Annotated in this window: 35 protein-coding genes; 15 read left to right on the forward strand and 20 right to left on the reverse strand. The window is 62.3% G+C overall.

The annotated features are described in order from the left end of the window. The first annotated feature begins 213 nt into the window (after positions 1-213). Genes KBY83_RS13660 through KBY83_RS13670 form a run of 3 tightly spaced genes read left to right on the forward strand, consistent with a single transcriptional unit; the run spans position 214 to position 3,144 of the window. On the forward strand, positions 214-750 hold the full coding sequence (locus KBY83_RS13660; protein WP_255020093.1) for a hypothetical protein: 537 nt from the start codon (positions 214-216) through the stop codon (positions 748-750). Further along, entirely contained in the window at positions 750-2,537 is a 1,788-nt protein-coding gene (gene terL, locus KBY83_RS13665; RefSeq protein ID WP_255020094.1) for a phage terminase large subunit, read from the forward strand. Before KBY83_RS13660 ends, terL begins: the two co-directional genes overlap by 1 nt. A gap of 43 nt (positions 2,538-2,580) precedes the next feature. Further along, the gene (locus KBY83_RS13670) at positions 2,581-3,144 is read left to right on the forward strand and encodes a sigma-70 family RNA polymerase sigma factor (RefSeq protein ID WP_255020095.1); all 564 of its coding nucleotides are present in this window, start codon (positions 2,581-2,583) and stop codon (positions 3,142-3,144) included. Positions 3,145-3,167: 23 nt separating this feature from the next. Here the strand turns inward: KBY83_RS13670 and KBY83_RS13675 are convergent, their stop codons facing one another. After that, positions 3,168-3,434, reverse strand: coding sequence for a hypothetical protein (locus tag KBY83_RS13675; protein WP_255020096.1), 267 nt, complete (start codon positions 3,432-3,434; stop codon positions 3,168-3,170). Here KBY83_RS13675 and KBY83_RS13680 point away from each other — a divergent pair. Next, positions 3,426-3,674: a hypothetical protein gene (locus KBY83_RS13680; RefSeq protein ID WP_254943156.1), complete on the forward strand. Its 249-nt coding sequence runs from the start codon at positions 3,426-3,428 to the stop codon at positions 3,672-3,674. The two genes, KBY83_RS13675 and KBY83_RS13680, sit on opposite strands and share 9 nt — an antisense overlap. A gap of 145 nt (positions 3,675-3,819) precedes the next feature. On the opposite strand, the gene KBY83_RS13685 is transcribed toward KBY83_RS13680, so the two are convergent. The 3 genes from KBY83_RS13685 to KBY83_RS13695 all read right to left on the reverse strand — a co-directional run bounded on the left by KBY83_RS13685 (position 3,820) and on the right by KBY83_RS13695 (position 5,618). Then, positions 3,820-4,818 (reverse strand): HAD family phosphatase, encoded by a 999-nt coding sequence (locus tag KBY83_RS13685; RefSeq protein ID WP_255020097.1) that lies wholly within the window; start codon positions 4,816-4,818, stop codon positions 3,820-3,822. 189 nt (positions 4,819-5,007) lie between these two features. Continuing rightward, positions 5,008-5,316 carry an addiction module antidote protein gene (locus KBY83_RS13690; protein ID WP_255020098.1) on the reverse strand — a complete coding sequence of 103 codons (309 nt, stop codon included), beginning with the start codon at positions 5,314-5,316 and terminating at the stop codon, positions 5,008-5,010. Further along, a complete protein-coding gene (locus KBY83_RS13695; RefSeq protein WP_255020099.1) occupies positions 5,316-5,618 on the reverse strand; it encodes a type II toxin-antitoxin system RelE/ParE family toxin in 303 nt (100 codons plus the stop codon). The genes KBY83_RS13690 and KBY83_RS13695 overlap by 1 nt, the downstream gene beginning before the upstream one ends. A gap of 211 nt (positions 5,619-5,829) precedes the next feature. Between KBY83_RS13695 and KBY83_RS13700 the strand changes: the two genes are divergently transcribed. The 3 genes from KBY83_RS13700 to KBY83_RS13710 are packed head-to-tail and all read left to right on the forward strand — an operon-like array spanning position 5,830 to position 8,389. Beyond that, positions 5,830-7,269, forward strand: coding sequence for a DUF4055 domain-containing protein (locus KBY83_RS13700; protein WP_255020100.1), 1,440 nt, complete (start codon positions 5,830-5,832; stop codon positions 7,267-7,269). Continuing rightward, positions 7,266-7,799, forward strand: coding sequence for a hypothetical protein (locus KBY83_RS13705; protein ID WP_255020101.1), 534 nt, complete (start codon positions 7,266-7,268; stop codon positions 7,797-7,799). The genes KBY83_RS13700 and KBY83_RS13705 overlap by 4 nt, the downstream gene beginning before the upstream one ends. Beyond that, positions 7,799-8,389, forward strand: coding sequence for a hypothetical protein (locus KBY83_RS13710; protein ID WP_255020102.1), 591 nt, complete (start codon positions 7,799-7,801; stop codon positions 8,387-8,389). The genes KBY83_RS13705 and KBY83_RS13710 overlap by 1 nt, the downstream gene beginning before the upstream one ends. 9 nt (positions 8,390-8,398) lie before the next feature. Here KBY83_RS13710 and KBY83_RS13715 read toward each other — a convergent pair whose 3' ends face one another. Together KBY83_RS13715 and KBY83_RS13720 are read right to left on the reverse strand one after the other, a co-directional pair. After that, positions 8,399-8,605 carry a hypothetical protein gene (locus KBY83_RS13715; protein ID WP_255020104.1) on the reverse strand — a complete coding sequence of 69 codons (207 nt, stop codon included), beginning with the start codon at positions 8,603-8,605 and terminating at the stop codon, positions 8,399-8,401. Positions 8,606-8,658: 53 nt separating this feature from the next. Continuing rightward, on the reverse strand, positions 8,659-8,859 hold the full coding sequence (locus tag KBY83_RS13720) for a hypothetical protein (protein ID WP_255020105.1): 201 nt from the start codon (positions 8,857-8,859) through the stop codon (positions 8,659-8,661). Between the two features lie 103 nt (positions 8,860-8,962). Between KBY83_RS13720 and KBY83_RS13725 the strand changes: the two genes are divergently transcribed. Next, the gene (locus KBY83_RS13725; RefSeq protein ID WP_255020106.1) at positions 8,963-9,826 is read left to right on the forward strand and encodes a hypothetical protein; all 864 of its coding nucleotides are present in this window, start codon (positions 8,963-8,965) and stop codon (positions 9,824-9,826) included. Positions 9,827-9,843: 17 nt separating this feature from the next. Beyond that, positions 9,844-10,125 (forward strand): hypothetical protein, encoded by a 282-nt coding sequence (locus KBY83_RS13730; RefSeq protein WP_255020107.1) that lies wholly within the window; start codon positions 9,844-9,846, stop codon positions 10,123-10,125. Positions 10,126-10,265: 140 nt separating this feature from the next. Here KBY83_RS13730 and KBY83_RS13735 read toward each other — a convergent pair whose 3' ends face one another. Together KBY83_RS13735 and KBY83_RS13740 are read right to left on the reverse strand one after the other, a co-directional pair. Then, positions 10,266-10,550, reverse strand: coding sequence for a hypothetical protein (locus KBY83_RS13735; protein ID WP_255020109.1), 285 nt, complete (start codon positions 10,548-10,550; stop codon positions 10,266-10,268). 10 nt (positions 10,551-10,560) lie between these two features. Next, a complete protein-coding gene (locus tag KBY83_RS13740; RefSeq protein WP_255020110.1) occupies positions 10,561-11,376 on the reverse strand; it encodes a C39 family peptidase in 816 nt (271 codons plus the stop codon). Between the two features lie 78 nt (positions 11,377-11,454). Between KBY83_RS13740 and KBY83_RS13745 the strand changes: the two genes are divergently transcribed. Further along, positions 11,455-11,817, forward strand: coding sequence for a PAS domain-containing protein (locus tag KBY83_RS13745; protein WP_255020112.1), 363 nt, complete (start codon positions 11,455-11,457; stop codon positions 11,815-11,817). Between the two features lie 31 nt (positions 11,818-11,848). Here KBY83_RS13745 and KBY83_RS13750 read toward each other — a convergent pair whose 3' ends face one another. The 9 genes from KBY83_RS13750 to KBY83_RS13790 form a co-directional block, all read right to left on the reverse strand. Beyond that, complete coding sequence (locus tag KBY83_RS13750; RefSeq protein WP_255020114.1) at positions 11,849-11,977, reverse strand: hypothetical protein; 129 nt, start codon at positions 11,975-11,977, stop codon at positions 11,849-11,851. A 62-nt stretch (positions 11,978-12,039) separates the two neighbouring features. After that, a complete protein-coding gene (locus KBY83_RS13755) occupies positions 12,040-12,249 on the reverse strand; it encodes a hypothetical protein (protein WP_255020116.1) in 210 nt (69 codons plus the stop codon). A gap of 72 nt (positions 12,250-12,321) precedes the next feature. After that, positions 12,322-12,558 carry a hypothetical protein gene (locus KBY83_RS13760; protein ID WP_255020118.1) on the reverse strand — a complete coding sequence of 79 codons (237 nt, stop codon included), beginning with the start codon at positions 12,556-12,558 and terminating at the stop codon, positions 12,322-12,324. 53 nt (positions 12,559-12,611) lie between these two features. Beyond that, positions 12,612-12,827, reverse strand: coding sequence for a Nif11-like leader peptide family natural product precursor (locus tag KBY83_RS13765; RefSeq protein ID WP_255020120.1), 216 nt, complete (start codon positions 12,825-12,827; stop codon positions 12,612-12,614). Beyond that, entirely contained in the window at positions 12,809-13,030 is a 222-nt protein-coding gene (locus KBY83_RS13770) for a hypothetical protein (RefSeq protein ID WP_255020121.1), read from the reverse strand. Before KBY83_RS13770 ends, KBY83_RS13765 begins: the two co-directional genes overlap by 19 nt. 94 nt (positions 13,031-13,124) lie before the next feature. After that, complete coding sequence (locus KBY83_RS13775) at positions 13,125-13,460, reverse strand: hypothetical protein (RefSeq protein WP_255020122.1); 336 nt, start codon at positions 13,458-13,460, stop codon at positions 13,125-13,127. A 2-nt stretch (positions 13,461-13,462) separates the two neighbouring features. Next, a complete protein-coding gene (locus KBY83_RS13780) occupies positions 13,463-13,636 on the reverse strand; it encodes a hypothetical protein (protein ID WP_255020124.1) in 174 nt (57 codons plus the stop codon). A 143-nt stretch (positions 13,637-13,779) separates the two neighbouring features. Beyond that, positions 13,780-14,844: a DUF4912 domain-containing protein gene (locus KBY83_RS13785; protein WP_255020125.1), complete on the reverse strand. Its 1,065-nt coding sequence runs from the start codon at positions 14,842-14,844 to the stop codon at positions 13,780-13,782. A 61-nt stretch (positions 14,845-14,905) separates the two neighbouring features. Then, positions 14,906-15,052 carry a hypothetical protein gene (locus KBY83_RS13790; RefSeq protein WP_255020126.1) on the reverse strand — a complete coding sequence of 49 codons (147 nt, stop codon included), beginning with the start codon at positions 15,050-15,052 and terminating at the stop codon, positions 14,906-14,908. A gap of 98 nt (positions 15,053-15,150) precedes the next feature. On the opposite strand from KBY83_RS13790, the gene KBY83_RS13795 reads away from it, so the two are divergent. Then, on the forward strand, positions 15,151-15,381 hold the full coding sequence (locus KBY83_RS13795; protein WP_255020127.1) for a DUF3136 domain-containing protein: 231 nt from the start codon (positions 15,151-15,153) through the stop codon (positions 15,379-15,381). A gap of 136 nt (positions 15,382-15,517) precedes the next feature. Here KBY83_RS13795 and KBY83_RS13800 read toward each other — a convergent pair whose 3' ends face one another. Both KBY83_RS13800 and KBY83_RS13805 read right to left on the reverse strand, forming a co-directional pair. Then, complete coding sequence (locus tag KBY83_RS13800; protein WP_255020128.1) at positions 15,518-15,952, reverse strand: CAAD domain-containing protein; 435 nt, start codon at positions 15,950-15,952, stop codon at positions 15,518-15,520. A gap of 162 nt (positions 15,953-16,114) precedes the next feature. After that, entirely contained in the window at positions 16,115-16,483 is a 369-nt protein-coding gene (locus tag KBY83_RS13805; protein ID WP_255020129.1) for a hypothetical protein, read from the reverse strand. A gap of 125 nt (positions 16,484-16,608) precedes the next feature. On the opposite strand from KBY83_RS13805, the gene KBY83_RS13810 reads away from it, so the two are divergent. Then, positions 16,609-16,908 carry a hypothetical protein gene (locus KBY83_RS13810; protein ID WP_315858988.1) on the forward strand — a complete coding sequence of 100 codons (300 nt, stop codon included), beginning with the start codon at positions 16,609-16,611 and terminating at the stop codon, positions 16,906-16,908. A 282-nt stretch (positions 16,909-17,190) separates the two neighbouring features. Then, complete coding sequence (locus tag KBY83_RS13815) at positions 17,191-17,703, forward strand: major capsid protein (RefSeq protein ID WP_255020131.1); 513 nt, start codon at positions 17,191-17,193, stop codon at positions 17,701-17,703. Here the strand turns inward: KBY83_RS13815 and KBY83_RS13820 are convergent. Continuing rightward, positions 17,679-17,828, reverse strand: a complete 150-nt coding sequence (locus tag KBY83_RS13820; protein WP_255020132.1) for a hypothetical protein — start codon at positions 17,826-17,828, stop codon at positions 17,679-17,681. The two genes, KBY83_RS13815 and KBY83_RS13820, sit on opposite strands and share 25 nt — an antisense overlap. 51 nt (positions 17,829-17,879) lie before the next feature. On the opposite strand from KBY83_RS13820, the gene KBY83_RS13825 reads away from it, so the two are divergent. Then, the gene (locus KBY83_RS13825) at positions 17,880-18,074 is read left to right on the forward strand and encodes a hypothetical protein (RefSeq protein ID WP_255020134.1); all 195 of its coding nucleotides are present in this window, start codon (positions 17,880-17,882) and stop codon (positions 18,072-18,074) included. 151 nt (positions 18,075-18,225) lie between these two features. Beyond that, entirely contained in the window at positions 18,226-18,387 is a 162-nt protein-coding gene (locus KBY83_RS13830; protein WP_255020135.1) for a hypothetical protein, read from the forward strand. The last annotated feature ends 189 nt before the right edge of the window (positions 18,388-18,576 follow it).

Genomic DNA, 18,576 nt, shown 5'->3' on the forward strand with positions numbered 1-18,576 from the left:
CGGCTGGCAGGCTTTCAATCGATCCGCACCGGGATGCAGTCGGTGATGCACGACATCACGGCGCTGATGGCGATGGTCATGCGCAGGACACAGCCCAACCCTTGCTAAGACTTTGAATCAGCCCTGGTACCCTAGGGTTCGTTAGTTCAGGCAACTACTACGAACCTCGCGCAACCGACTGCTGATCCACGCCAGCAAGTGCGTCTGGCGCTGATGGCGGCACTTGGCGAGATCACGCCAGAAGACCCGGCGATCGAGGCGTTGCGCAATTCCGCTCCCCTGGAGGACGCAGACGGCAACCCCATCTGGCCCGAGCCACCGCCGGGGCACAAAGGCAAGGGACGCAGCAAACGCAATCCGGCCGCTGTTGGTGTCAGCAACCGCTTTCCGCAGCAGAGCGTTTCGCCTCGCCCCAGCCGCTCTGAGGTGGAGCAGCGCATCGCCACGCTCCAGCTATGGCTGACGCAGCGGCAACCCGCGGTGATGATCCGCGACCAAGCAGCGCTGCTGTGGGAGATGACCTCCTACACAACTCTCAAGAAGTACCTGCGGGTGGCCCGCTCTCGCATGGTGGAGGAGCTGGTGGAGGACCGGCTGGCCCACCAGGCAGAAGCCATCTACGCCTTGCAGGACGTCGCCCGGCGCGCAGCTGACGCCGAGCAGTTCTCCGCCTCGGTGGGCGCCCATCGGGTGCTGGCGGAGATCACCGGCATGCTCCGCGCCCCGGTCAAACCACCGGCTGCCGCCTGATGCCCGCTTCTCTTACGACGGCATCCCTCTCTGGTGGCCAGGGCGCAGCTTTAGTCGGTGGTCTGCTGGGTTCCACGGTTCATGGCGATCCCTGGTGCGATGCCGGCGTGCTGGGTTACCGCGTCCCAGCCATGGAGGAGATCAAAACAGCACCCCGCAGCTTTCGCGACTTCATCAGCGAGGCTTACCCGGGCTACGCCTTCCACACCTGGGCCGAGCGGCTGATCGCCCTGCTGCAGCGCGTTGCTGATGGCCAGCTCAATCGCCTGATCGTCTGCTGCCCTCCAAGGCTGGGGAAATCGCTCCTGGTTTCCAAGCTGTTTCCCGCCTACTGGGTGAGCCGCTATCCGAGCCGTTTCTGCGCGATCGCCTCCTATTCAGCCGAGCTGGCCTATGCCCATAGCCGAGAAGCGAGGCACTACTACCGCGCGGTTGGTCATCCCCTCTCCAAGGACTCCACCGCCGTGGGCAACTGGCTCACCCCTGAGCGTGGCGGCTGCATTGCCGCCGGCGTGCGAGGACCCTTCACCGGCAAGGGCTATGCGCTGGGAATCATCGATGACCCCTACAAGGGCCCAGAAGATGCCAACTCCGCCGGCCAGCGCCAGAAGCTGATCGAGTGGTTCCAGTCCGTCTGGCTAACCAGATCGGAACCCGGGGCCCCACAGGGGCCCGCGCGATGGGGTGTTGCAGATGAAGGCCCAAGTGTTGGGCAAGGAGAAGGGCAGGAGCAGGGGCAGGAGAGGCCGGGGGCTGGTTCTGCGGCGCAGGTGGTGGTGCTGACCCGCTGGCATCAGGACGACCTGATCGGCTGGCTACTGGAGCAGGAAAGCGGCGACGCACCGCAGCACTGGCAGGTGCTCAACCTGCCGGCCACCTGTGAGCCGCCCGAGCAGCAGCTGCAATTCCCGGCCACCTGCACTGTTGAGCCCGACTGGCGACAACCGGGACAAGCTCTTTGCCCGGAGCGCTTTCCCCTGGCTGAGCTGGAGCAGATCAAGATCCGCGCCGGCGGCTACTGGTGGAATGCCCTCTACCAGCAGCGACCTTCACCGGCCGGCGGTTTGCTGTTTCAGCGGCAGTGGTTGCGGCAAATGCCGCAACGCCGCCCAAGCAGCCAGCACCAGGGCCGGGTGGGCCAGAAGGCCTATGCCCCCTTGGTGCTCAGCTGCGATCTCAGCTTTAAGGGGGGAGAGGGGAACGACTACTGCGCTTTTGTGTTGCTCGGCCTAGTGGCAGAGCCCCAGCAGCGCCATCCCGCGGCGGAAGCCAGAGCCCAAGGACAGCAGCTGCACCGCAGTGCCGCAAATATCCCTGCTCTACCCCCACCCAATCAGGAGAGCGCCGGAGCGAGCGTCCACCTGATTGAAGTGCTCTGGGCTCGCCACCAGCGCCTAGATCTGCCCGGTGTCGTCAAAGCCCTGAGCGAGACCCTGGCCTCTCTGGCTGTGCAGGGCCTTACCCCTGATGCAGTCTTGATAGAAGACGCCGCGAACGGGCCAGCCGTCTGCCAGCTGCTGCAGCGACAGATCCCAGGACTGATTGCGGTGCGGCCAGTAGGCAGCAAGGTGTCCCGCGCCCATGCCGTCGCACCACTGCTGGAGGCCGGGCAGCTGGGCTTTTGCCAGGGCGGCAATGACGAGTTGATCACCGAGCTGCTGGGGTTTCCCAATGCCGCCCACGACGACCTGGTGGATGCCTTTTGTCAGGGCGTGATCTGGCTGCAGAACCAGCACTGGCGGGGCAACGGCAGGGCTACTCCCAGGCCGCTGCTTTTCTCCCGCTGAGCCCACCAAGAGGCAGGCCTTCTTCTTCCACTACATCTGCGTCATGACCGCCACCATTGCAAGCCATCAGTCACGGGCGCCACGGCCGAATCCGTCAGAAGGGAGCGGACAGGGGAGCGGCGGCAGCAAGTGGCACCCAAAGCATTGCCGCAGGCAGCCGCGGCGTTCGATCCATGCCGCTGCAGATGCGCTGGTGCTGGAGCACCTGCCTTTTGCCTCACGGGTAGCGGCTAATTACGCACGCCGCACTGGCCACCCAAGGGAAGACCTGGAGCAGCTGGCAGCGATCGGGCTGATCAAGGCCTCACGCCGCTACGACAGCCGGCGGGTAAACCGCAGCTGCTCCAACTTCATCGCCTACGCCAGGCCGTTCGTGAATGGCGAAATCACCCACTACCTGCGCGATAAAGGCTTTTTGATCTCCGTACCCGGCCGCTGGCGGGAGCTGCATGCGCGGGGGCAGAAGTTGCTCAGGCAAGGGTTGCCTGCAGATCAGATCCCCAAACAGTTGGGGCTTACACCAGATCGCTGGGCTGAGATCGCTGCGGCCTGCTCAGTGCGGGTTGTTGCGATGGCGCTAAGCCAAACGGATGAATCCTTGGAGTGAAGGCCTCTTGCCCGGAGTAGCCGTCAATTTCGATCAGGAAAGGCAGCGGAGTAGATCTGCTTGAGTCCATCGTGATAGCCCCAGCCGATACAAGAAGAAGAGCGCACAACCTCGGCGAGCCGTTCCCCGTAGGCCTCCTGCTTTTCCTTTGGCAGTCCGCAGATCGCCTGGACAGCGCGGCTGGCCATGGCGAGCAAGGCGTCGTAGAAGCCTGCATCGATGTCGCCGTATTCAACAGTGAAGGCATTGCCCTGCTCCAAGAAGAACACCATCAGTTCGGCATGGCGCATTGGCTCAGCGACCGCCTTGCAGAAATCAGCAACGGCCTTTTTGGCTTTTGCGACCTGCAGAGGGCGATCGCGCTGCATATCCGGATACAGGCAGTCGGAGATGATCTTCTTGCAATCCTCCATCGCAGCCTCCGCATCGGCGTAACGAGCGTGGAGAAACGCCTGGTTCTGCTTGGAGAGTTGGTAGATCTCAGCGACAAGGCTGAGCAGGTCGTCATGGCTCAGTTTGATAACCGCTGATTTAACTGCTGACCATGTCTGTTTAGGCATGTTAGCGCTCAGTGACGCATCGATATGATTATAAATGCTTCGGTTCAGCCGCGCGTCTCTGGCGCATCCGCTGCAACGGATTGTGAGCTGGCGGTGCTAACCGCTGCTTCGTGCCTCACCTTTTCGCGGGCGGGTAGATGACCTTCCAGTCCTTCTTCATGTCAACAACTATCCAGCCTTTCGTTTGTGCTTCGTCGAGCGCCTTGTCCAGTTGACCGACATGGGACTTACGGTCGTAGGCCCATTCGCGCACGCCATCGGTGTGATGAACGATGAGGGCAAAGCGTGCACCGGTGCCGCCAGCGGTCCATTGCAGCATCTCGAGGTCGCCGTCAGAATTGCCAAATGCCGCAATGGGGCGGCGGCCGATGTGCTGATTTATGCCGATCGGCTTGCCGGCTTTGTCGTCGATGAAGTTCAACTCGGACAGGCGCACGAGTACGGGGTTGCTATCACGCAATTCGAACTTTGTTTTTATGCTGCTACCGATGACCTGCTCGGGCGGAATGCCGTAGACCTTTTCCGTCCAAGGGCGCATGAACTCGATGCCGCCGCCAGAAACGATGTAGGACTTGAAGTCGTTCGCGCGCAGGTAGGTGAGCACTTCAAGCATCGGCTGATAGACCATCTCGGTAAAAGGCCGCTTGGTTCCGGGATGCTTTGCGGTGGCGAGCCAGTCTTTGACGATTTGCGCGAATTCATCGGAGGTCATGCCGGCGTGCGTGGCCATGACGATCTCCAGCATTGCGTGCTCACCGCCGGCGAGCGCGCCCTTTACGTCGCCCTTGAGCAGTGAGACGAACGGCTCCTTGTCCTTCCATTCCGGATGTTGCGAGCTAAGCGCCTTGACGCGGTCCAGCGCGAAGAAGAACTGTAAATACATCGGCTGCTCGGCCCACAGCGTGCCGTCGTTGTCGAACGTGGCAATGCGTTCGGAGGGCGGCACGAAGTGCGGCGAGCCTTTCTTCGTTACCTTCACGACGAATTCGATGATGGACTTCTTCGCCTTGCCGTTGTTCCAGGATGGAAGCGGATCAACAGTCTGAGCCGTTGCCAGACCACCAATGGTCAGGGTGAAGCCAAAGGTGAGTAAAGCGAGTAGCGCTCGTTTCATTGCCATTAGATGCCCTTTAGGGTGATGCTTCAAAGCCAGCTATCGGCAGAGATCACCTGCCCGCGGGAGCTCTGCGATAGATCAATTTGCTATGTGCATAGTCCTTAAGGTACAGCTCCAGTCCATTGCGTCGCTAGAAGGGCCCTCACAACAAGCATCCAAGGCGGACTTGCGCTGAATACTGATAGATCAGGCCACACCAGCTTCGTCACGCACACCCGCGCTGAGCTTCAAGCCCAAGGCTGATACAACCTTCAGGACAGTATCAAAACTGGGGCTGCGTTCACCGGAAAGCGCCTTATAAAGGCTTTCGCGTGAGAGCCCTGTCTGACGTGCAATCTTTGTCATGCCCTGGGCACGGGCTATATCGCCAAGAGCCTTGGCAATGAAGGCCGCATCGCCATCAGCTTCTTCAATGCATGCCTCGAGGTAGGCCGCCATTTCGTCGGGGGTTCTGAGTGTCTCAGCGACGTCGTAAGGCAGGGTCTTGATCTCCATCAACCGTTCTCCTTGATCTGGCGAGCCAGCGACAGTGCTTCATCAATGTCTCTTGGCTGAGATGCCTTGTCGCCACCGGCCAAGAGAATGATCAATGTGGAGCCCTTCTGCTGGAAATAAACCCTGTATCCAGGGCCGTAGTTGATCCGTAATTCAGAGACGCCACTCCCAACAGGCCTGATGTCACCAGGATTGCCGCCAATGAGACGCTCAATCCTGGCCTGCACACGCGCCCTAGCCCTGAGATCACGCAGATCCTCGAGCCACTGAGCGAACCGCTCTGTCTGCCGAACTTCAACCACAGGATAACTGTAGCCGCGTGGCTACGCATCGGCAAGCGGCAAGGCCGCTGCAAGTGCCCTTCTGCCTGTTCCTTCAAGGGCTGAATGGTCGAGTCCGATAACCACCTGTTCAATCGGATACACGATCACGGCAGCCACCCCTCCCCAAGACCCCCCCTCGGCTGATAGTGAATTGCTCCCGCCGGCAATAGCCCGCAGCTGCTGATCTCTTTTGCTGTCGCTGGCCACTGGTCCAATCCCCTGGCTCCTGCATCCAACCCTGGCGGCCCTGCTGCCGCGCCTGCAACTGGTGGCCGACTGCTGGCACCTGCTGGCTGACCCCAATGGCTCAGACCGCAGGGAGCGCTACCTGATCCGGGGTGAACGGGAACCGGAAAGCGCCTATCAACGTCGGTTAGAAGCAGCTCTGCCATCAGGCTTCTTCCGCGATGCCCTGCGCACCTTTGCCGGGATGCTGGCCTCCAGCCACTGGCGCGCGCTGCCGGCCTCTCTGCAGGCGGTGATCAGCGATGTGGATGGATGCGGCACCGACCTGGGGGTATTCCTAGAAGCTGCTGATCTGGCGGTGCTGCGTGATGGCGCGGCCCTGGTCGGGGTAATCCCCCCTGGCCATAGCTGGCCAAGCGAGGGCGATAGGCAGCAGGCCCTGCGCAATGGCGATCGGAGCTCCTTGCCCCGCTTGCTGCTGCTGGAGCGGAGTGACGTTCTCAACTGGCACCTGCCGGCTAACCACGCCCTGCCTGATGCGATCACCTGGCGGGAGCGGTTGCCCAATTCCCCCGTGGGAGCACCTGATGCCTCCCTGGAACCCCTAGGTGGCTTTAGCCAAGGGATGTCTCCCGATCACTGGCATCTCCGCACGGTGGCGCTGGAGCCCGGCGTGGGCATGCAACTCACCACAGAGGAGCTGGTCCTAGATCGCCAGGCCCCGTCAGGTTGGAAGCGGCAGGTGATCGAGCAACGCCAGTACCTGGGCCTCACTGCACTGCCGGCGATCTGGTACGCGAGCCACGGCTCTGCCTTTGGCAATGGGGAGCTGCCGCACCTAGGGCTGGCGCACCAGTACCTGAACCATTTCTGCAGGCAGAGCGACTACCAGGAGCTGCTGTATCGGACCGCCTTACCGGTGGGTGTACGAACCGGCGTTACTGGCCCGATGGGAACCAGCGCAGCTGGTGAGCCGGTGGTCCTGGGACCGAACACCGTGATTGATCTACCGGAGGGCGCCAGCTTCCAGTTTGTCGAGATCCAGGCCCGCTCATTAGCCGAACACCGCGCCTGGCTGGAATCGCTTGACCAGGGGATGCGCCGTGATGCCTTGATTCCCTCCGGCGCCCAGGGTGCACCGCGTACGGCGATGGAGATTTCCCTGGCGGCATCCCAGGCCTACGCCCTGCTGCAAAGCCAGGCGATACAAAAGGCCTCGATGTTTTCTTCTCTGCTGCAGCACTGGTGCGCCATTACCGGAGAAGCCATGCCCAGCAACGACGGCCCTTCCTTAGTGGTGGAAGTAAGCCCGTTGGCACCACCTGCGAAGGCAGCGCCAACGGTGAGCGAGATGTTGACTCTGCAGGAGCGGGGAATCATCAGCGAGGAGGCCCTGCGGCAATGGCTGGGAGATACAGCCGGTCTTGCCCCGGCAACGACATGACGCAGATGCAGTCAGGACTGCAAGGGGCACCTATTGGTGCGCCCGCCTGGCAACCGAGCGACCAGGAAGCCATCCGGCAGGCCCTGGCCCTACCGGCGACGGTGCCTTGCCTCGATGCCATCGGCCGTGCCATGGCCGATCTGGAGCGTCAGCACCCAGCCGGGGTGCTCAGCGCCCGGGCCCTACTGGATGCGGTGGCTTTGATTGACAAGCACCTGCTGGCCGGAGGTATTGAGCAGGAGCAGGCGATCGAGAGGACCAGCCGCTCCGGTCCAATCGCTGGTTCGGTGGCAGCCGCCGGTGACGCACCACTGCAAAAGGCGGATGTGATCGCCTACGACACGGCGTTGCTGCGGGAGGAGAGGGAGACCGTTTATGCCAACTCTGCTTCTCCAGCCGCAGCGCTGCTAAATCAACGTCGCCGCTACAGCGAGCACCTGTTGTTGCTCCTGCCGGGCTTGAGCAGCTGGATGCAATTCAGCGTCGCTGCTACGGGAATAGCTGGAGGCACGGCCTTGCTGCGGGGTTGATGATCTCCCCCCGCCAGTTCACCAGCGGCAGGCATGCCCGCAATGCCCAGGCCTGGGGGGCAGGTTTGCCCAGCGCACCGATTGGTGCGACACCACTGCAGCCCTATGCCAATGCCCGGCTGCTGCTGGGCGAAAACGCCATCCCTGGTGACACCACCTCGGCAGTGGTGGCGGCCCATGTCCTCGAGTGCTTCCTAGAGCGGGCCAACTACATCTCCGCCAAGGAGAACGGCCCGGGGGTGGAGACCGGGGACTTCACCTACCAGGGCTACATCTGCCGTGCCACCCGGCTGCCTCCCAACCCTGGTGCGATCTGGCTGAGTAGGGAGCTGCAGTGGAGTCAAAACGGCCGGCGTGTCTCCACTGCTGGCAGAACCGTTGTGGCTCCCTGCGAGGGCGCTATTTGGCTTGGTGATCTAACCCTGCTCAATGCCGCAGGTGATGCGGGTGTCGATCCCTATGCCCAGTACACCTTGTTCACCGTGCTGGAGTTTGGTGCCAGCTACGGCTCAGGTGGCATCGGCGGCTTGGTGCAGCCGCTGATCGGCGAGCGGGTGTTTGGCACGCTTAAGCCGAATCGGTTGGAGTGAACTATTTCGTCAGCCTTTCTTGAGGAGCTGGTCGTACTGGGCGTGCGTGCCGATCCATACCCAAAGCAGCTCATCATCCGAGGCCTGCACTGCCAAGGCGCGATGCCTCAGCCCCACCCGCACAGACCAGAACCGGCCGATGCGTTTGAGGTGCAGCGACGGGTGGCGGGGGTCGGTTTTGAGCTGCTCGTAGGTCCGATCAGCAAGCTCTTGCACAGAGACGGGGAGGGCTTCGAAGGAGGACCAGAAGCGAGGACTGGCGCGATGCTTCACCGATCGGTGCAGCGCCCGGCAGCCAGATTGCCAAGGGCTTCCTCAGCCAGCCAGTCCAGGCGACCAGCACCAAGGTCCTGATCCATCTGCAAGTCCCATTCGCAGGCATCAAAAGCATCAAACCAGGCCCGGAACTGGGCCCGTTGTTCGGGAGCCAGCTGCTCGACCGCAGCTTCTATGTCTTGAACGGTGCTCATGTCCTGAGATTAAGGCGCCTGTGCTTGAAACAAGCACCTCTCGGCAACAGGGAATGGCAGCGCCGCGATGGGCTGCCGATTCCACTGACAGCCGAGACGGGTCATGGCCACAACCGCAACGCACAACAGCTCCAGGGCAACTGACGAGAGCAGCGAGCTGGTTGAGCAGCACCACCAGGAGACTGCTGAACTAGAGAGCAACAGCACGGCTGACTATCCACCCGCTGGGCGCCAAGTCGGCATCGCTCTGGCTGATACAGACGAGCCCAGCACTAGCGAGATCCAGCCCAGCAGCGGCCTCGGTGATGCCCTCAAGGCCGAGCGCAGGCGCAGCAACAACCTGGAGAAAGAACTGCGGGGTCTACGGCAGCAGCTGACCCGCTTCTCGGAGATCAATCCCGAGGAATACGCCCGCCTGCAGCAGGCCGAACGCCAGAAGCAACTGCTCGAGCAGCAGGTGGAACTGCGCGAACGCCAGATGGAAGAAGCCTCTGCTCGCAAGGTGGCAGCCGTTGCAGCGGAACGCGACGCGGCCCATGAGCGCGTACAGGAGTTGCGCAAGGAGCGGCTGCTGGAGCGCGCTTTCTCAGAAGCAGAAGGCCGCACTGGCGGCGATGGGCGCGGCACCTTTTTTCAGGTGTTCAAGGGCCAGCTGGGCGAGAGCTTTCGGCTCACCACCAGCAAGGACAGTGTCGATGTGCTGGAACCGCTGGACAGTCAGGGCCAACCGTTGCTGGGGGATGACGGGCGGCCATTGAGCACGGCTGACTTCCTCGATCAGCTGCGCATTCACCCCGTCTACGGCTTCCTGTTTCAACAGCGCGGCGCCATGACCGGTAGCCCAGGGCTGGGAGTAGCACCTGCGGCGGCTGGTGGCTTTGGCGAGGTGCTCAACCCCCAGGCGATGAGTGCCAGCGAGCTCTACCGGGCTGGCTTTGTGACCAACGGCCGCAGCCCACGTCGCTGAGCACAGCCGTTCAGCAGATGGCCAGCCGCTACTACCTGGTTTTCTGGAGCCGCCGCTCGACAGCCACCGTGGTGCCGGCTGCCACAGCTGCCCAGGCCCGCACTAGAGCCCATGCCCGCCATAAGGCGGGTTACGGCACCCTGCTCTCAGCCCGCCAGGCCAATGCCGCAGACAGTCGATTGATCCGCAAAGGGGTCTGGGTGCGTCGCCGCAAGGACGGCAGCAGCCCCCAGTTCGGCACTGCTGCTGCACGAACAGCGGCCAGACGCCAGCGCAGCCGTTACCGACACTGGCTGTGACGCCAGGACTCAACCCCTGGGCAAAGGCCCTGGACTCCCTACGCCGACTGGATCTTTCCGGCGGTGAGCACCACCAGCCTGTTGCTAGTGGTGTAGCTGGTGTTGCGGCTCAGGCCGTGAAACCAGAAGACCGCTCGCGTTCAAGGTGGCGGCCCCACCCTTGAAATGGCCGCTCCCCCCAACAGCGCCAGCAGCAGGTTGAGGGTGGAATCAAAGCCTCCCTGCAATTGCTCCAGCGTGCCGGGGCATACCTGGCCGACGGCACGGCCAGCCATAGATCGCTGGCCGCAGATTCCCGCAGCCAGCCCGTAGACCAGCAGCTGGGCGGAGATCACCACCGCCAGGGTCTTAAAAACAAAGCGCTCTCGATCAAACGGTGGCCGGGGTGGCGGCAGTGGTGTCAGCGGCTGCGGTGCTTCTGCCATGGCCTGCTGCTCAGGGATGACAGGTGAGCAGCCAGCCGGTGCCATTGCCATCGGCTTCCCAACGGGGCTGCCAGTTCTTCCAGCTGTAGTGCTGGCCTGCGCCGTTGGTGTTGGCGGTGTAACCACCTGCGACTAGATCAGCCTCTCCGTTGGGGTCGTTGTGAATGGCGACCGCCTCGGTGAAACCGATCACCACGCTCCAGTGGCCCCCACCTGATGGAGCAGAGACAGAACCGTGATGCAGCCAGCCCACGGCTACTGGCCGTCCCAGGTTGATCTGCTGCTCCAAAGCTGCTCGATCACCATTGGTCGCGAAGTTCGCCGTTAGCCCCAGTGAGCGCAGCGCTGAAAGCTGGGCCTCTGCACTTGTGCTGTCGCCGTACTTGGCGCGGATGACGTTGTACTCATCGTCAGAACTGACCTTGCCCCAATAGCGGGCGAGCATGGCGCAGCTACTGGAGAAGCACTCCCGGTAGCCGGTGCCTGATGCGTTGTCGTTCTGGTTCTCCCAGGCCACCGCCAGGGGATTGGCATGGGCCGGTGCTGGGGGAGCCGGCGGGGCAGAAGAGAAGGTCTGCCGCCAGGGGGCGGCCTCGGTGAGGATCGCTGGGTCAGCACTGATCACGGCGAGCCGCAACTGCTCAATCCCCTCGAGTTGTTGTGGCTGGGCTTTCCAGGCATCCCAAAACTGCTGCCAGCGTTCAGCTGTGAACGGTGCCTGGGCGGCAGGAGTAGCAGTCGGAGTTGCGGACATGAACAGCAGGGCAGTCCTTTGCTGTTGCCGTCCTCCCCGATTGCGCTCGACGGCCCCACAGCGCTCTGCCATGGCTGGATGAGCCGCAAGGTGGCGACGCTCTGCTCAGAACAAAGGCATCCTGGGGGTGTTCTCGGCGCAGGCGATGCCATGGATCTGCATGTTCTTCTGCTCGATTCGATGCCGGACATCGTGTTCGCCAAGGACCTTGATGGCCGCTACATCGCCGGCAATGCAGCCTGGGCACGTCTGCTTGGGCAGTCCGCCAGCACCCTGATCGGTCAGCTGGATTCCGATCTGTTCCCACAGGATCTGGCGAGCGACTTTCGCCGCAACGACCTGGCGATGCTCGAGGGTGGCCAACCCCAGCGCAACGAGGAGTGGGTGACCTATCCCGATGGCCGACAGGCCCTGCTTGAGACCATCAAGTCACCGTTGCGCGATGCAGCCGGCAACGTGATGGGTCTCGTTGGGGTCAGCCGCGAGATCTCGGCGAACAAGACCAGCCGTTAGGTCCTTTTGATATCGCAAAGTTGCGCCTGACTCAGACCCTGCCGGAGAGCATCACGACCGCCAACACGGCCACCAGCAGAAGCTCGCTCATAGTCGTGTTCATGGTTAGCTCCAGTCGCGATCGGGGCGTCAGTGGTGTGGAATCAGTGGTTTGGAACAAGCTGAATGTTGCGCCCCCGCTTGGGGACTGGGTCTGGACAGAACCAATCCTGCGGAGGCCCTCTATTGAGGGAGCGTGCAACAACCTGCAGCCCAGACATGAAAGGCAGCAGGTCTGAACAGATGGCTGCCATCGGCTTCCCACTGACGTGTGCGCAGCAGCTGGCTGAACGCATCCCGGCCAGCGCCGCTTTGCTGATCGCTGGCCGTCGGAGCCACTGGGGGCTGCAGGTTGCCACCGGACATGGCTGACTCCAGGGCGGAGTCAGCCACGATGACCCGGATTGAGCTGGAGCGATCCCCCCGGATGGGGACGATGGCTCTGTCTCAGCCTCCTTCTCAGCTTCAGCCGCGCCAAGTGGGCAGGCCGCCACAGACCAGGGTGCCGCGGTGGCGCCAAAGTGCCTCTGGCGCCACCGCAATGCCGTGCTCAGCTGCCAGCTTTGCCGCAGCCTCGGTGGAGGCGGTGGCGCCCAGAGCCTGGGCAAAAGCGATGTCGCGCTCCAGCAGCTCCTTGAGCTGGTGCAGGGCTGCAGCAGAAGGATTCTCGGTCGCGGAGGCCGGTCGATCGCTGGTGGCCATGGGGTCCCCTTCTCAGAGTGATACCAGCCTAGGACAGGCGACCTGAATCGGCCTCAGTTGTATTCGCCGGGAATGTCCTGCTTGGTCACGGTGACGCGGCCCACCTTCTGCCCCGACAGCCGCAGCAGCTCATCGCCGGAAAACTCATAGCCGAGCTTGCCGCCGATCAGGGCCACGTCGTCTGCGGTGGCAGCGGTCTGGGCCGCCTGCCGGAGGCCAGAATCATCCTGCATCCTGGCCAGAAAAGCCTTCAGCTGATCGAGGGACATGGCTGGGCAGTGGCGGTGTTTTGGTGCAGGGTTGTGAGCTCCTGATCCACCTGGGCCAGGCGCTCAAGCACCAGGCTGAGATCCTGATTTGTGAGTTCACCATCGGCGCCCCACTTGAGGCATGTGCGCCCCAGGCAGGTGCGGCTTGTTTGATCGAGGCCCCTGGGCGCAGTGGCCCTGGGGAGATGAATGGAGTCCGTCATGGCGAACTTCCGTGGTTTTAGGTGGGGTGATTCTGGTTGCGTAGATGCGATGGCGATGAGCCCATGGGGGGGCAATCCCGGCGCATCCCAGAGTTCAGCGTGAGCGTTGTTGGATCCAGTCCTGCACATGAGCGAGCAGGCCGCTGTGCTGCCAGCCGCCCCGCTTCTGCACGCGCTGCTCGGCTAGCCCCAGCTCATGCCGCACATCCTCAGCGCAGAGGGCCGTGTCGTTGTCGACATCCTCTCCGCTGTGAAGCAGATGGATCACGCGGTCGGGATCGAGCTCAAGGCAGGCGACCTCCTCCCAGAGCCTGTGCGTCAGTTGCTGATTGGCCTGATCAAACTGGGCATGAGCGAGCTGATGCACCAGCAAGGCCAGCAGATGGCGTTCCTTCAACGTCTGGAAGGGTTCCTTCACTGCGGTGCTCATGGCTAGGCCCTCGAGCGCCGCGGCGCTAGCTGCTGGCAGAGGGCATAGGCCCCGGCCAGGGTGGCCACATGGAGCGGGGGTGTCTGCTTTTCGCCACATTCAACGACAAAACCGACCGGGTCATCCCGGCGGATTGAGCAGCCTTCGGCAGTGACGACAATCAACTGATGGCACATGGTTGGCCCCAGAGCTGGATCCGGTCTACTCCCGCTGTGGGCGTTTCCTGACAGATCAGCGTCCAGAGCAGGGAGTTGTGATCGTTATTTAACTCATCCTGCTCTGACGGAGCGAGCGAGCCGGGAGGATGGCGACTCCAGGGTCAGAACCACTCCAACACCGACTCCTCGCGGCTGTTCACCCGTGCATCTGGCGTGCTGCGCTGAAACTCCATCCGGATTGAGCGCTCCTGTTCGCCATCGGCGGCGACAGCGCGGATCGGATACAGCTGCTCGCCATCCCTGAACGGCACCTGCACCCGGAAGGTGCCATCGCTCTCCAGTGGGATCTCCTGCTCGCCGATGAACAGGCTGGCGCTGGGATCGGTGGCGCCGTAGACGATCAACTCCGCATCGGCAACCAGCCAGAAGGAGCGCTGACGCTGCACACCACTGCCGGATTCATTGCGGCCGCTGGCCCACAGGCCTACGCCGGAGGCATGCAGCAGGCCGGCGTGATCCCCCGTGAAATGGTGCTCATGCAGCATCTCGGAGCCGACACGGCGGCTCTGGGGGCTTGCGGATGTTGCCAGCTGATACAGGAGCTCATGCTCCACGCCGGCGCCGCCGCCACCAAACGGTTGGCTGACCGGTCCGATCGGACCGTCCAGCGAGAAGGGCACAAAGGCATCGGCTACCACCGGGCTGGGCCCCTCAGCCGGCACCCGCGCCACCGATGACACCGCCAGCTTCAGCCAGCCAGCGGCGCCGAGTCGGTAGCCGAGCTCCACGCGGTAATCGCGATCGCTCATTGGTACCGGCAAATACCACTCGGTGGCGTTCGCCGGAACAACTAGCTCCTGCAGAGCATGGGGATGGGAGGCCCCGTGCTGCAGACCCGTGACATCGGCCACCCGCAGGCAGAGCTGCTGGCCGCCAGCGGCGACGGCACGGGCTTGATCAGCGGCGCTGATGCTCCAAAACACATAGGCCCACTGGGGATCGCGAGGCAGGAACGTCACCTGGGTAGTGATCGGCGCCTGCGGTGTTGTGGTGGCAGGTGGGCTACTGGGAGCAGCGGGAAGGCTTTCTGCCTGGGCCAGCACCTCCAGTAGCTCTGCCTTGGCCAGGTTGGTGTAGCTGCGTACGCCGAGGCGCTTGGCCAGCTCGCGCAGCTGGGCCAGGGTTTGATCCAGAAGAGAAGGGCTGGTGCGCGGGACGGAGGCCATGAATCGCAATCCTTCACATTCCGATATAATCGCAGCAGTTGCTCGGCTGGCGGCGTCTCTGTCAGCAGACGGGGATCACATCAGCCGCCTCTGGAAAGCGGCAGCTGCCTTTTCCGCCAATGGGTCTTGAGCCGTTGAGGTCGCCATCCATCGCTTCTGGGGGCGCCAGGAAGGCCCGACCTGGCGCCAGCTGGATCAGCGGACGCAAACACAACAGCAGGCCAGATCTGTAAACGCTTGTAAGGGTGCGCTCCGACGCGGGCCCGGACTCAATTTGGATGGTTGAGCACGACTCCCGGAGTTGGAATGGCCGCCTCTGGCCTGAGCGTTGGGGAACTGGAAGCCCAGTACCCGCTCTATTGCAAAGCGATGCGCATCCTGGTGCGCGATGGCGTCACGCTCAAGAAAGCCCGCCGCACCGTCTGCTGGGAAAAACTTGAGATCCTCAGTAACTGCCTGCCGCGCCAGTACCGCGACCCCGAGCAGCTCTATCTCCACCTCCAGCGCGATCAGCTCACCGCCGCCGGCAATCGCTGAACCTGATAGCCCTGGCCGCGGGCGAGAGCGCAGATCGGCGGCTCATCGTCGACAACCAGGAGCAGGAGCTATGAAAAGACCTGCGGGGATGGAGCCCCCCCTGCCAGGAGAAAGATTTTTGCAGGAGGGAAGACGATCAGCCCAACACCTTCAGCTTGAGCTTCTGGATCCTGGCGAGCAGCGCCGCACGCTGCTGCTGCTGCATGGCGTTGCGGGAGAGGAACCGAATCGCCGTAACCAGACCCACCAGCTGCAGCAGCCGACCCAGCATCGGTAGCTCATCGATGCTGCCCAGCACCGCAGCGGTGATCTTGAGGCCGACACCGGCTACCACCGCCAGGCCGAGGATGCCCAACGCCGGCAGCAGTTGCTCGAGTGACTGGAGCTTGAGTGTGGCGAACGTCTCCAGCAACGGCCGCATGGACTCCAGGCTGCCTGGGGAAAACCAGGACGGCAGTCGGCCTTCTGACGCTGACGGCTCGATTTGCAGAACCAGCGGTTCCTGGGCAACGGACGTGGCGTTGACGGGATCGACAACGTCCAAGTTGGACTCCAGAAAAGCGGTGCCCATCGCCAGTTATCTCAAAAGCCGCAAATATTTAGGGCGGCCGCGACCCCGCAGCTCAACCGTGTGAGGGAATCCCGACGTATCCAGCACCGGTTGATCCGCAGCAAGCTCACTGCGTGCCGATCCCTGCGGAAAGCCTGTGGAAAAGGTTGTGGAATCCTCTGCTCAGGTCTGGGTCCGCTGACCACTTCCCTGCCGGATCGGCCCATCGCGATCCGAGCGATAGACCAGAGCTGACCCGGGCAGAAGCCTCAGCAGGAGATCCAGCGCCTGCTCCAGCACGGCATGGCTGAGCGGGGCGCCTGATCCCATGCCCTCACGGCTGTTGACCAGCACGCCCAGCTGATCCGGGCCACGCAGCTCCATGAACACCTGCACCGGCAGGCCACTGGCCCCCGCGTTCAGGCTGAGGCAGGCATTGCGTGGATCCAGCCAGGTGAGCTCTGCTACCAGGCTGACCGCCAGCTGATTAAGGGTCTGACGACACTCCTCAGCACTTGGTTTGACCTTGAGCAGGGCTTCCAGGCGGGCCAATCAGCTTGCAGAGAGGAGCAATGATTCTGCTTGGCAGGGCTGCCCACCCACAGCTCTAGATCCCAAGGCAACGTCCTGTTGCGCAACCCAGGTCCAACGCTGATAGCTCTGCAAAGTGGAGGGTCTTGTCGTTCACACTGTTGGTCGCTTCCAGCTTGATTCCACGTCTGCGACCGACCAAGGCCCCAGGTCAGCGGTGCTACCGCCTAATTGACGCTTGCTGTGAACCCCACCGTCAGCTCGATGGGCTTTACCCCAGCCTCGATGAGGCGCTCACTGAGGCGATTGCCTGGATCGAGCACGATGAGGTGGAGACCCAGCGCAGCTTGATCGGCGTGGAGGTGAGTACCGGCAGCGGCATCTGGCGCACCTGCCGCATGCCGGGTCCATTGCTCTGCCCGCTGCTCTGTCCGCTGCCTGCCTGATCACCTGAACGGTCAGCGTCCCTGGCCAGCCCCAGCCAGCCATGGGCGATCAACAGAAAACCTCTGGTGGGGGAACCAGGGGTCTCCGGAGCAGCCGGGCAAGGGAGGGCAGGCGCTCAGAGCGACATCTTCAATAAGGCCACCACTTCATCATCGTCAGGCTTTTGAGTTGCTGGTCCCAGCCAAGAACTGCTCCGGCAAAGATTCGTCATCGAGCCGCGACTCAGCCTGCACCGCCTCGGCAATAGCCCCTGACCTCCCTGGGGCTGCGCCCCCTGTGCCATGGGCCTCACCCTGATCGAGGCAGCCAAATACGAGAACCGTCTTGAGCACTTAGCTGTGCTCAAGACGTTTTCAGAGGGCGAACTGCTCGCCCAGCTGCCGTTCATGAATATTGCCGGCAGCGGCCTGTTTTATTCCGCTGAACAGGAGCTGCCATCTGTTGGCTTCCGCGCTGTAAACGAGGGCTACACCCAGAGCTATGGCGTGGTGGACCAGCGCGCAGAAGCGGTACACCTATTTGGTGGTGACGTGGATGTGGACCGCTCGATTGTTGACCTGATGGGCCCTGAGGCCCGTGCCAGCCAGATCGAGATGAAGGTGCGCTCCATGCGGCTCACCTTGGAAGCAACGGTGATCAATGGCGATAGCAGCGCCAACCCCAGGGCATTTGACGGCCTCAGTAAGCGTCTGCAGCCAGGCGACGCGATGGCAATCGACAACGCAGGCAATGGCGGCAGTACCGAGACCACCAGAGCAGGGAAGATGAGTTACTCCAGGATGTTGCCGACCTGAAACGCAAGCTCCACCGCATCATCTTTCAATCCCGTGACAAGACCATCAAGGGTGCTGGTGAATTCCCCTATCCCAAGATGCTTTTCTTCCACGAAGCCAGCCACCAGGGCACGGGTCAGTTTCACACTCACCTATTCACAGAAAAGTTGCCTACAAGCCTAAATACCCAATATGAGATGGAAGCCCTGTTTCACAAGCGATTGCCCAATAAGGTCAAGGCGTTGTCTAAATGGAAATCCATTGATATACAACGCATCAACCCTGATGAGCCTGACTACAGACGCATCAGCAGTTACTTGGGAAAGCAGACCAACCTGAAGCTGATTGCCCTTGACCCATTCAATAGCGACCTATCACCCCAAAGCAAATGAGAAGACATCAACTCACCATCACCTACCCAGAAGGCGACGCCCACAAGCTCCACCAGGCAGTGCTCCTGCTGAAGAGGAGCCGCCATCTCAACATCTCAGCATTCTGTAGAGAGGCGATTGCTGAGAAACTGGAGCGACTGGAGGCAGCCAAATGAAGACCATCACCATTCGGCTGCCTGATGTGGAGGCTGCAATGCTGGTTGAGGTGCAGAAGGTCAATAAGGCTTATAGGGACCTCCAAGGTCTTCTCGTCAGCCAAATCCAGCAGGAGTATTCCAAGACCCCTGCTGCCAGAGCCAAGAGCCAGGCGTAGTCTCAGCCAACCCAGCGCCCTACGCCCAGATGCGCCGCCTGCCCGCCCTGCTTGCCGCTGTGCACCCAGGGCTGATTCAAAGTCTTAGCAAGGGTTGGGCTGTGTCCTGCGCATGACCATCGCCATCAGCGCCGTGATGTCGTGCATCACCGACTGCATCCCGGTGCGGATCGATTGAAAGCCTGCCAG

It is taken from the genome of Cyanobium sp. WKJ7-Wakatipu (genome assembly GCF_024345355.1).
Classification (GTDB): domain Bacteria; phylum Cyanobacteriota; class Cyanobacteriia; order PCC-6307; family Cyanobiaceae; genus Cyanobium_A; species Cyanobium_A usitatum.

What these genes read in the sequence shown, in the direction of transcription:
- KBY83_RS13795 (WP_255020127.1), top strand. Translation starts at nt 15,151, where the DNA reads ATGGCCGCCTCTGGCCTGAGCGTTGGGGAACTGGAAGCCCAGTACCCG.
- KBY83_RS13725 (WP_255020106.1), top strand. Translation starts at nt 8,963, where the DNA reads ATGGCCACAACCGCAACGCACAACAGCTCCAGGGCAACTGACGAGAGC.
- KBY83_RS13775 (WP_255020122.1), bottom strand. Translation starts at nt 13,460, where the DNA reads ATGAGCACCGCAGTGAAGGAACCCTTCCAGACGTTGAAGGAACGCCAT.
- KBY83_RS13720 (WP_255020105.1), bottom strand. Translation starts at nt 8,859, where the DNA reads ATGAGCACCGTTCAAGACATAGAAGCTGCGGTCGAGCAGCTGGCTCCC.
- KBY83_RS13765 (WP_255020120.1), bottom strand. Translation starts at nt 12,827, where the DNA reads ATGTCCCTCGATCAGCTGAAGGCTTTTCTGGCCAGGATGCAGGATGAT.
- KBY83_RS13690 (WP_255020098.1), bottom strand. Translation starts at nt 5,316, where the DNA reads ATGGAGATCAAGACCCTGCCTTACGACGTCGCTGAGACACTCAGAACC.
- KBY83_RS13815 (WP_255020131.1), top strand. Translation starts at nt 17,191, where the DNA reads ATGGGCCTCACCCTGATCGAGGCAGCCAAATACGAGAACCGTCTTGAG.
- KBY83_RS13785 (WP_255020125.1), bottom strand. Translation starts at nt 14,844, where the DNA reads ATGGCCTCCGTCCCGCGCACCAGCCCTTCTCTTCTGGATCAAACCCTG.
- KBY83_RS13660 (WP_255020093.1), top strand. Translation starts at nt 214, where the DNA reads ATGGCGGCACTTGGCGAGATCACGCCAGAAGACCCGGCGATCGAGGCG.
- KBY83_RS13675 (WP_255020096.1), bottom strand. Translation starts at nt 3,434, where the DNA reads ATGCGCCATGCCGAACTGATGGTGTTCTTCTTGGAGCAGGGCAATGCC.
- KBY83_RS13770 (WP_255020121.1), bottom strand. Translation starts at nt 13,030, where the DNA reads ATGACGGACTCCATTCATCTCCCCAGGGCCACTGCGCCCAGGGGCCTC.
- KBY83_RS13830 (WP_255020135.1), top strand. Translation starts at nt 18,226, where the DNA reads ATGAAGACCATCACCATTCGGCTGCCTGATGTGGAGGCTGCAATGCTG.
- KBY83_RS13735 (WP_255020109.1), bottom strand. Translation starts at nt 10,550, where the DNA reads ATGGCAGAAGCACCGCAGCCGCTGACACCACTGCCGCCACCCCGGCCA.
- KBY83_RS13680 (WP_254943156.1), top strand. Translation starts at nt 3,426, where the DNA reads ATGGCGCATTGGCTCAGCGACCGCCTTGCAGAAATCAGCAACGGCCTT.
- KBY83_RS13705 (WP_255020101.1), top strand. Translation starts at nt 7,266, where the DNA reads ATGACGCAGATGCAGTCAGGACTGCAAGGGGCACCTATTGGTGCGCCC.
- KBY83_RS13760 (WP_255020118.1), bottom strand. Translation starts at nt 12,558, where the DNA reads ATGGCCACCAGCGATCGACCGGCCTCCGCGACCGAGAATCCTTCTGCT.
- KBY83_RS13685 (WP_255020097.1), bottom strand. Translation starts at nt 4,818, where the DNA reads ATGAAACGAGCGCTACTCGCTTTACTCACCTTTGGCTTCACCCTGACC.
- KBY83_RS13740 (WP_255020110.1), bottom strand. Translation starts at nt 11,376, where the DNA reads ATGGCAGAGCGCTGTGGGGCCGTCGAGCGCAATCGGGGAGGACGGCAA.
- terL (WP_255020094.1), top strand. Translation starts at nt 750, where the DNA reads ATGCCCGCTTCTCTTACGACGGCATCCCTCTCTGGTGGCCAGGGCGCA.
- KBY83_RS13710 (WP_255020102.1), top strand. Translation starts at nt 7,799, where the DNA reads ATGATCTCCCCCCGCCAGTTCACCAGCGGCAGGCATGCCCGCAATGCC.
- KBY83_RS13780 (WP_255020124.1), bottom strand. Translation starts at nt 13,636, where the DNA reads ATGTGCCATCAGTTGATTGTCGTCACTGCCGAAGGCTGCTCAATCCGC.
- KBY83_RS13800 (WP_255020128.1), bottom strand. Translation starts at nt 15,952, where the DNA reads ATGGGCACCGCTTTTCTGGAGTCCAACTTGGACGTTGTCGATCCCGTC.
- KBY83_RS13745 (WP_255020112.1), top strand. Translation starts at nt 11,455, where the DNA reads ATGGATCTGCATGTTCTTCTGCTCGATTCGATGCCGGACATCGTGTTC.
- KBY83_RS13670 (WP_255020095.1), top strand. Translation starts at nt 2,581, where the DNA reads ATGACCGCCACCATTGCAAGCCATCAGTCACGGGCGCCACGGCCGAAT.
- KBY83_RS13730 (WP_255020107.1), top strand. Translation starts at nt 9,844, where the DNA reads ATGGCCAGCCGCTACTACCTGGTTTTCTGGAGCCGCCGCTCGACAGCC.
- KBY83_RS13825 (WP_255020134.1), top strand. Translation starts at nt 17,880, where the DNA reads ATGGAAGCCCTGTTTCACAAGCGATTGCCCAATAAGGTCAAGGCGTTG.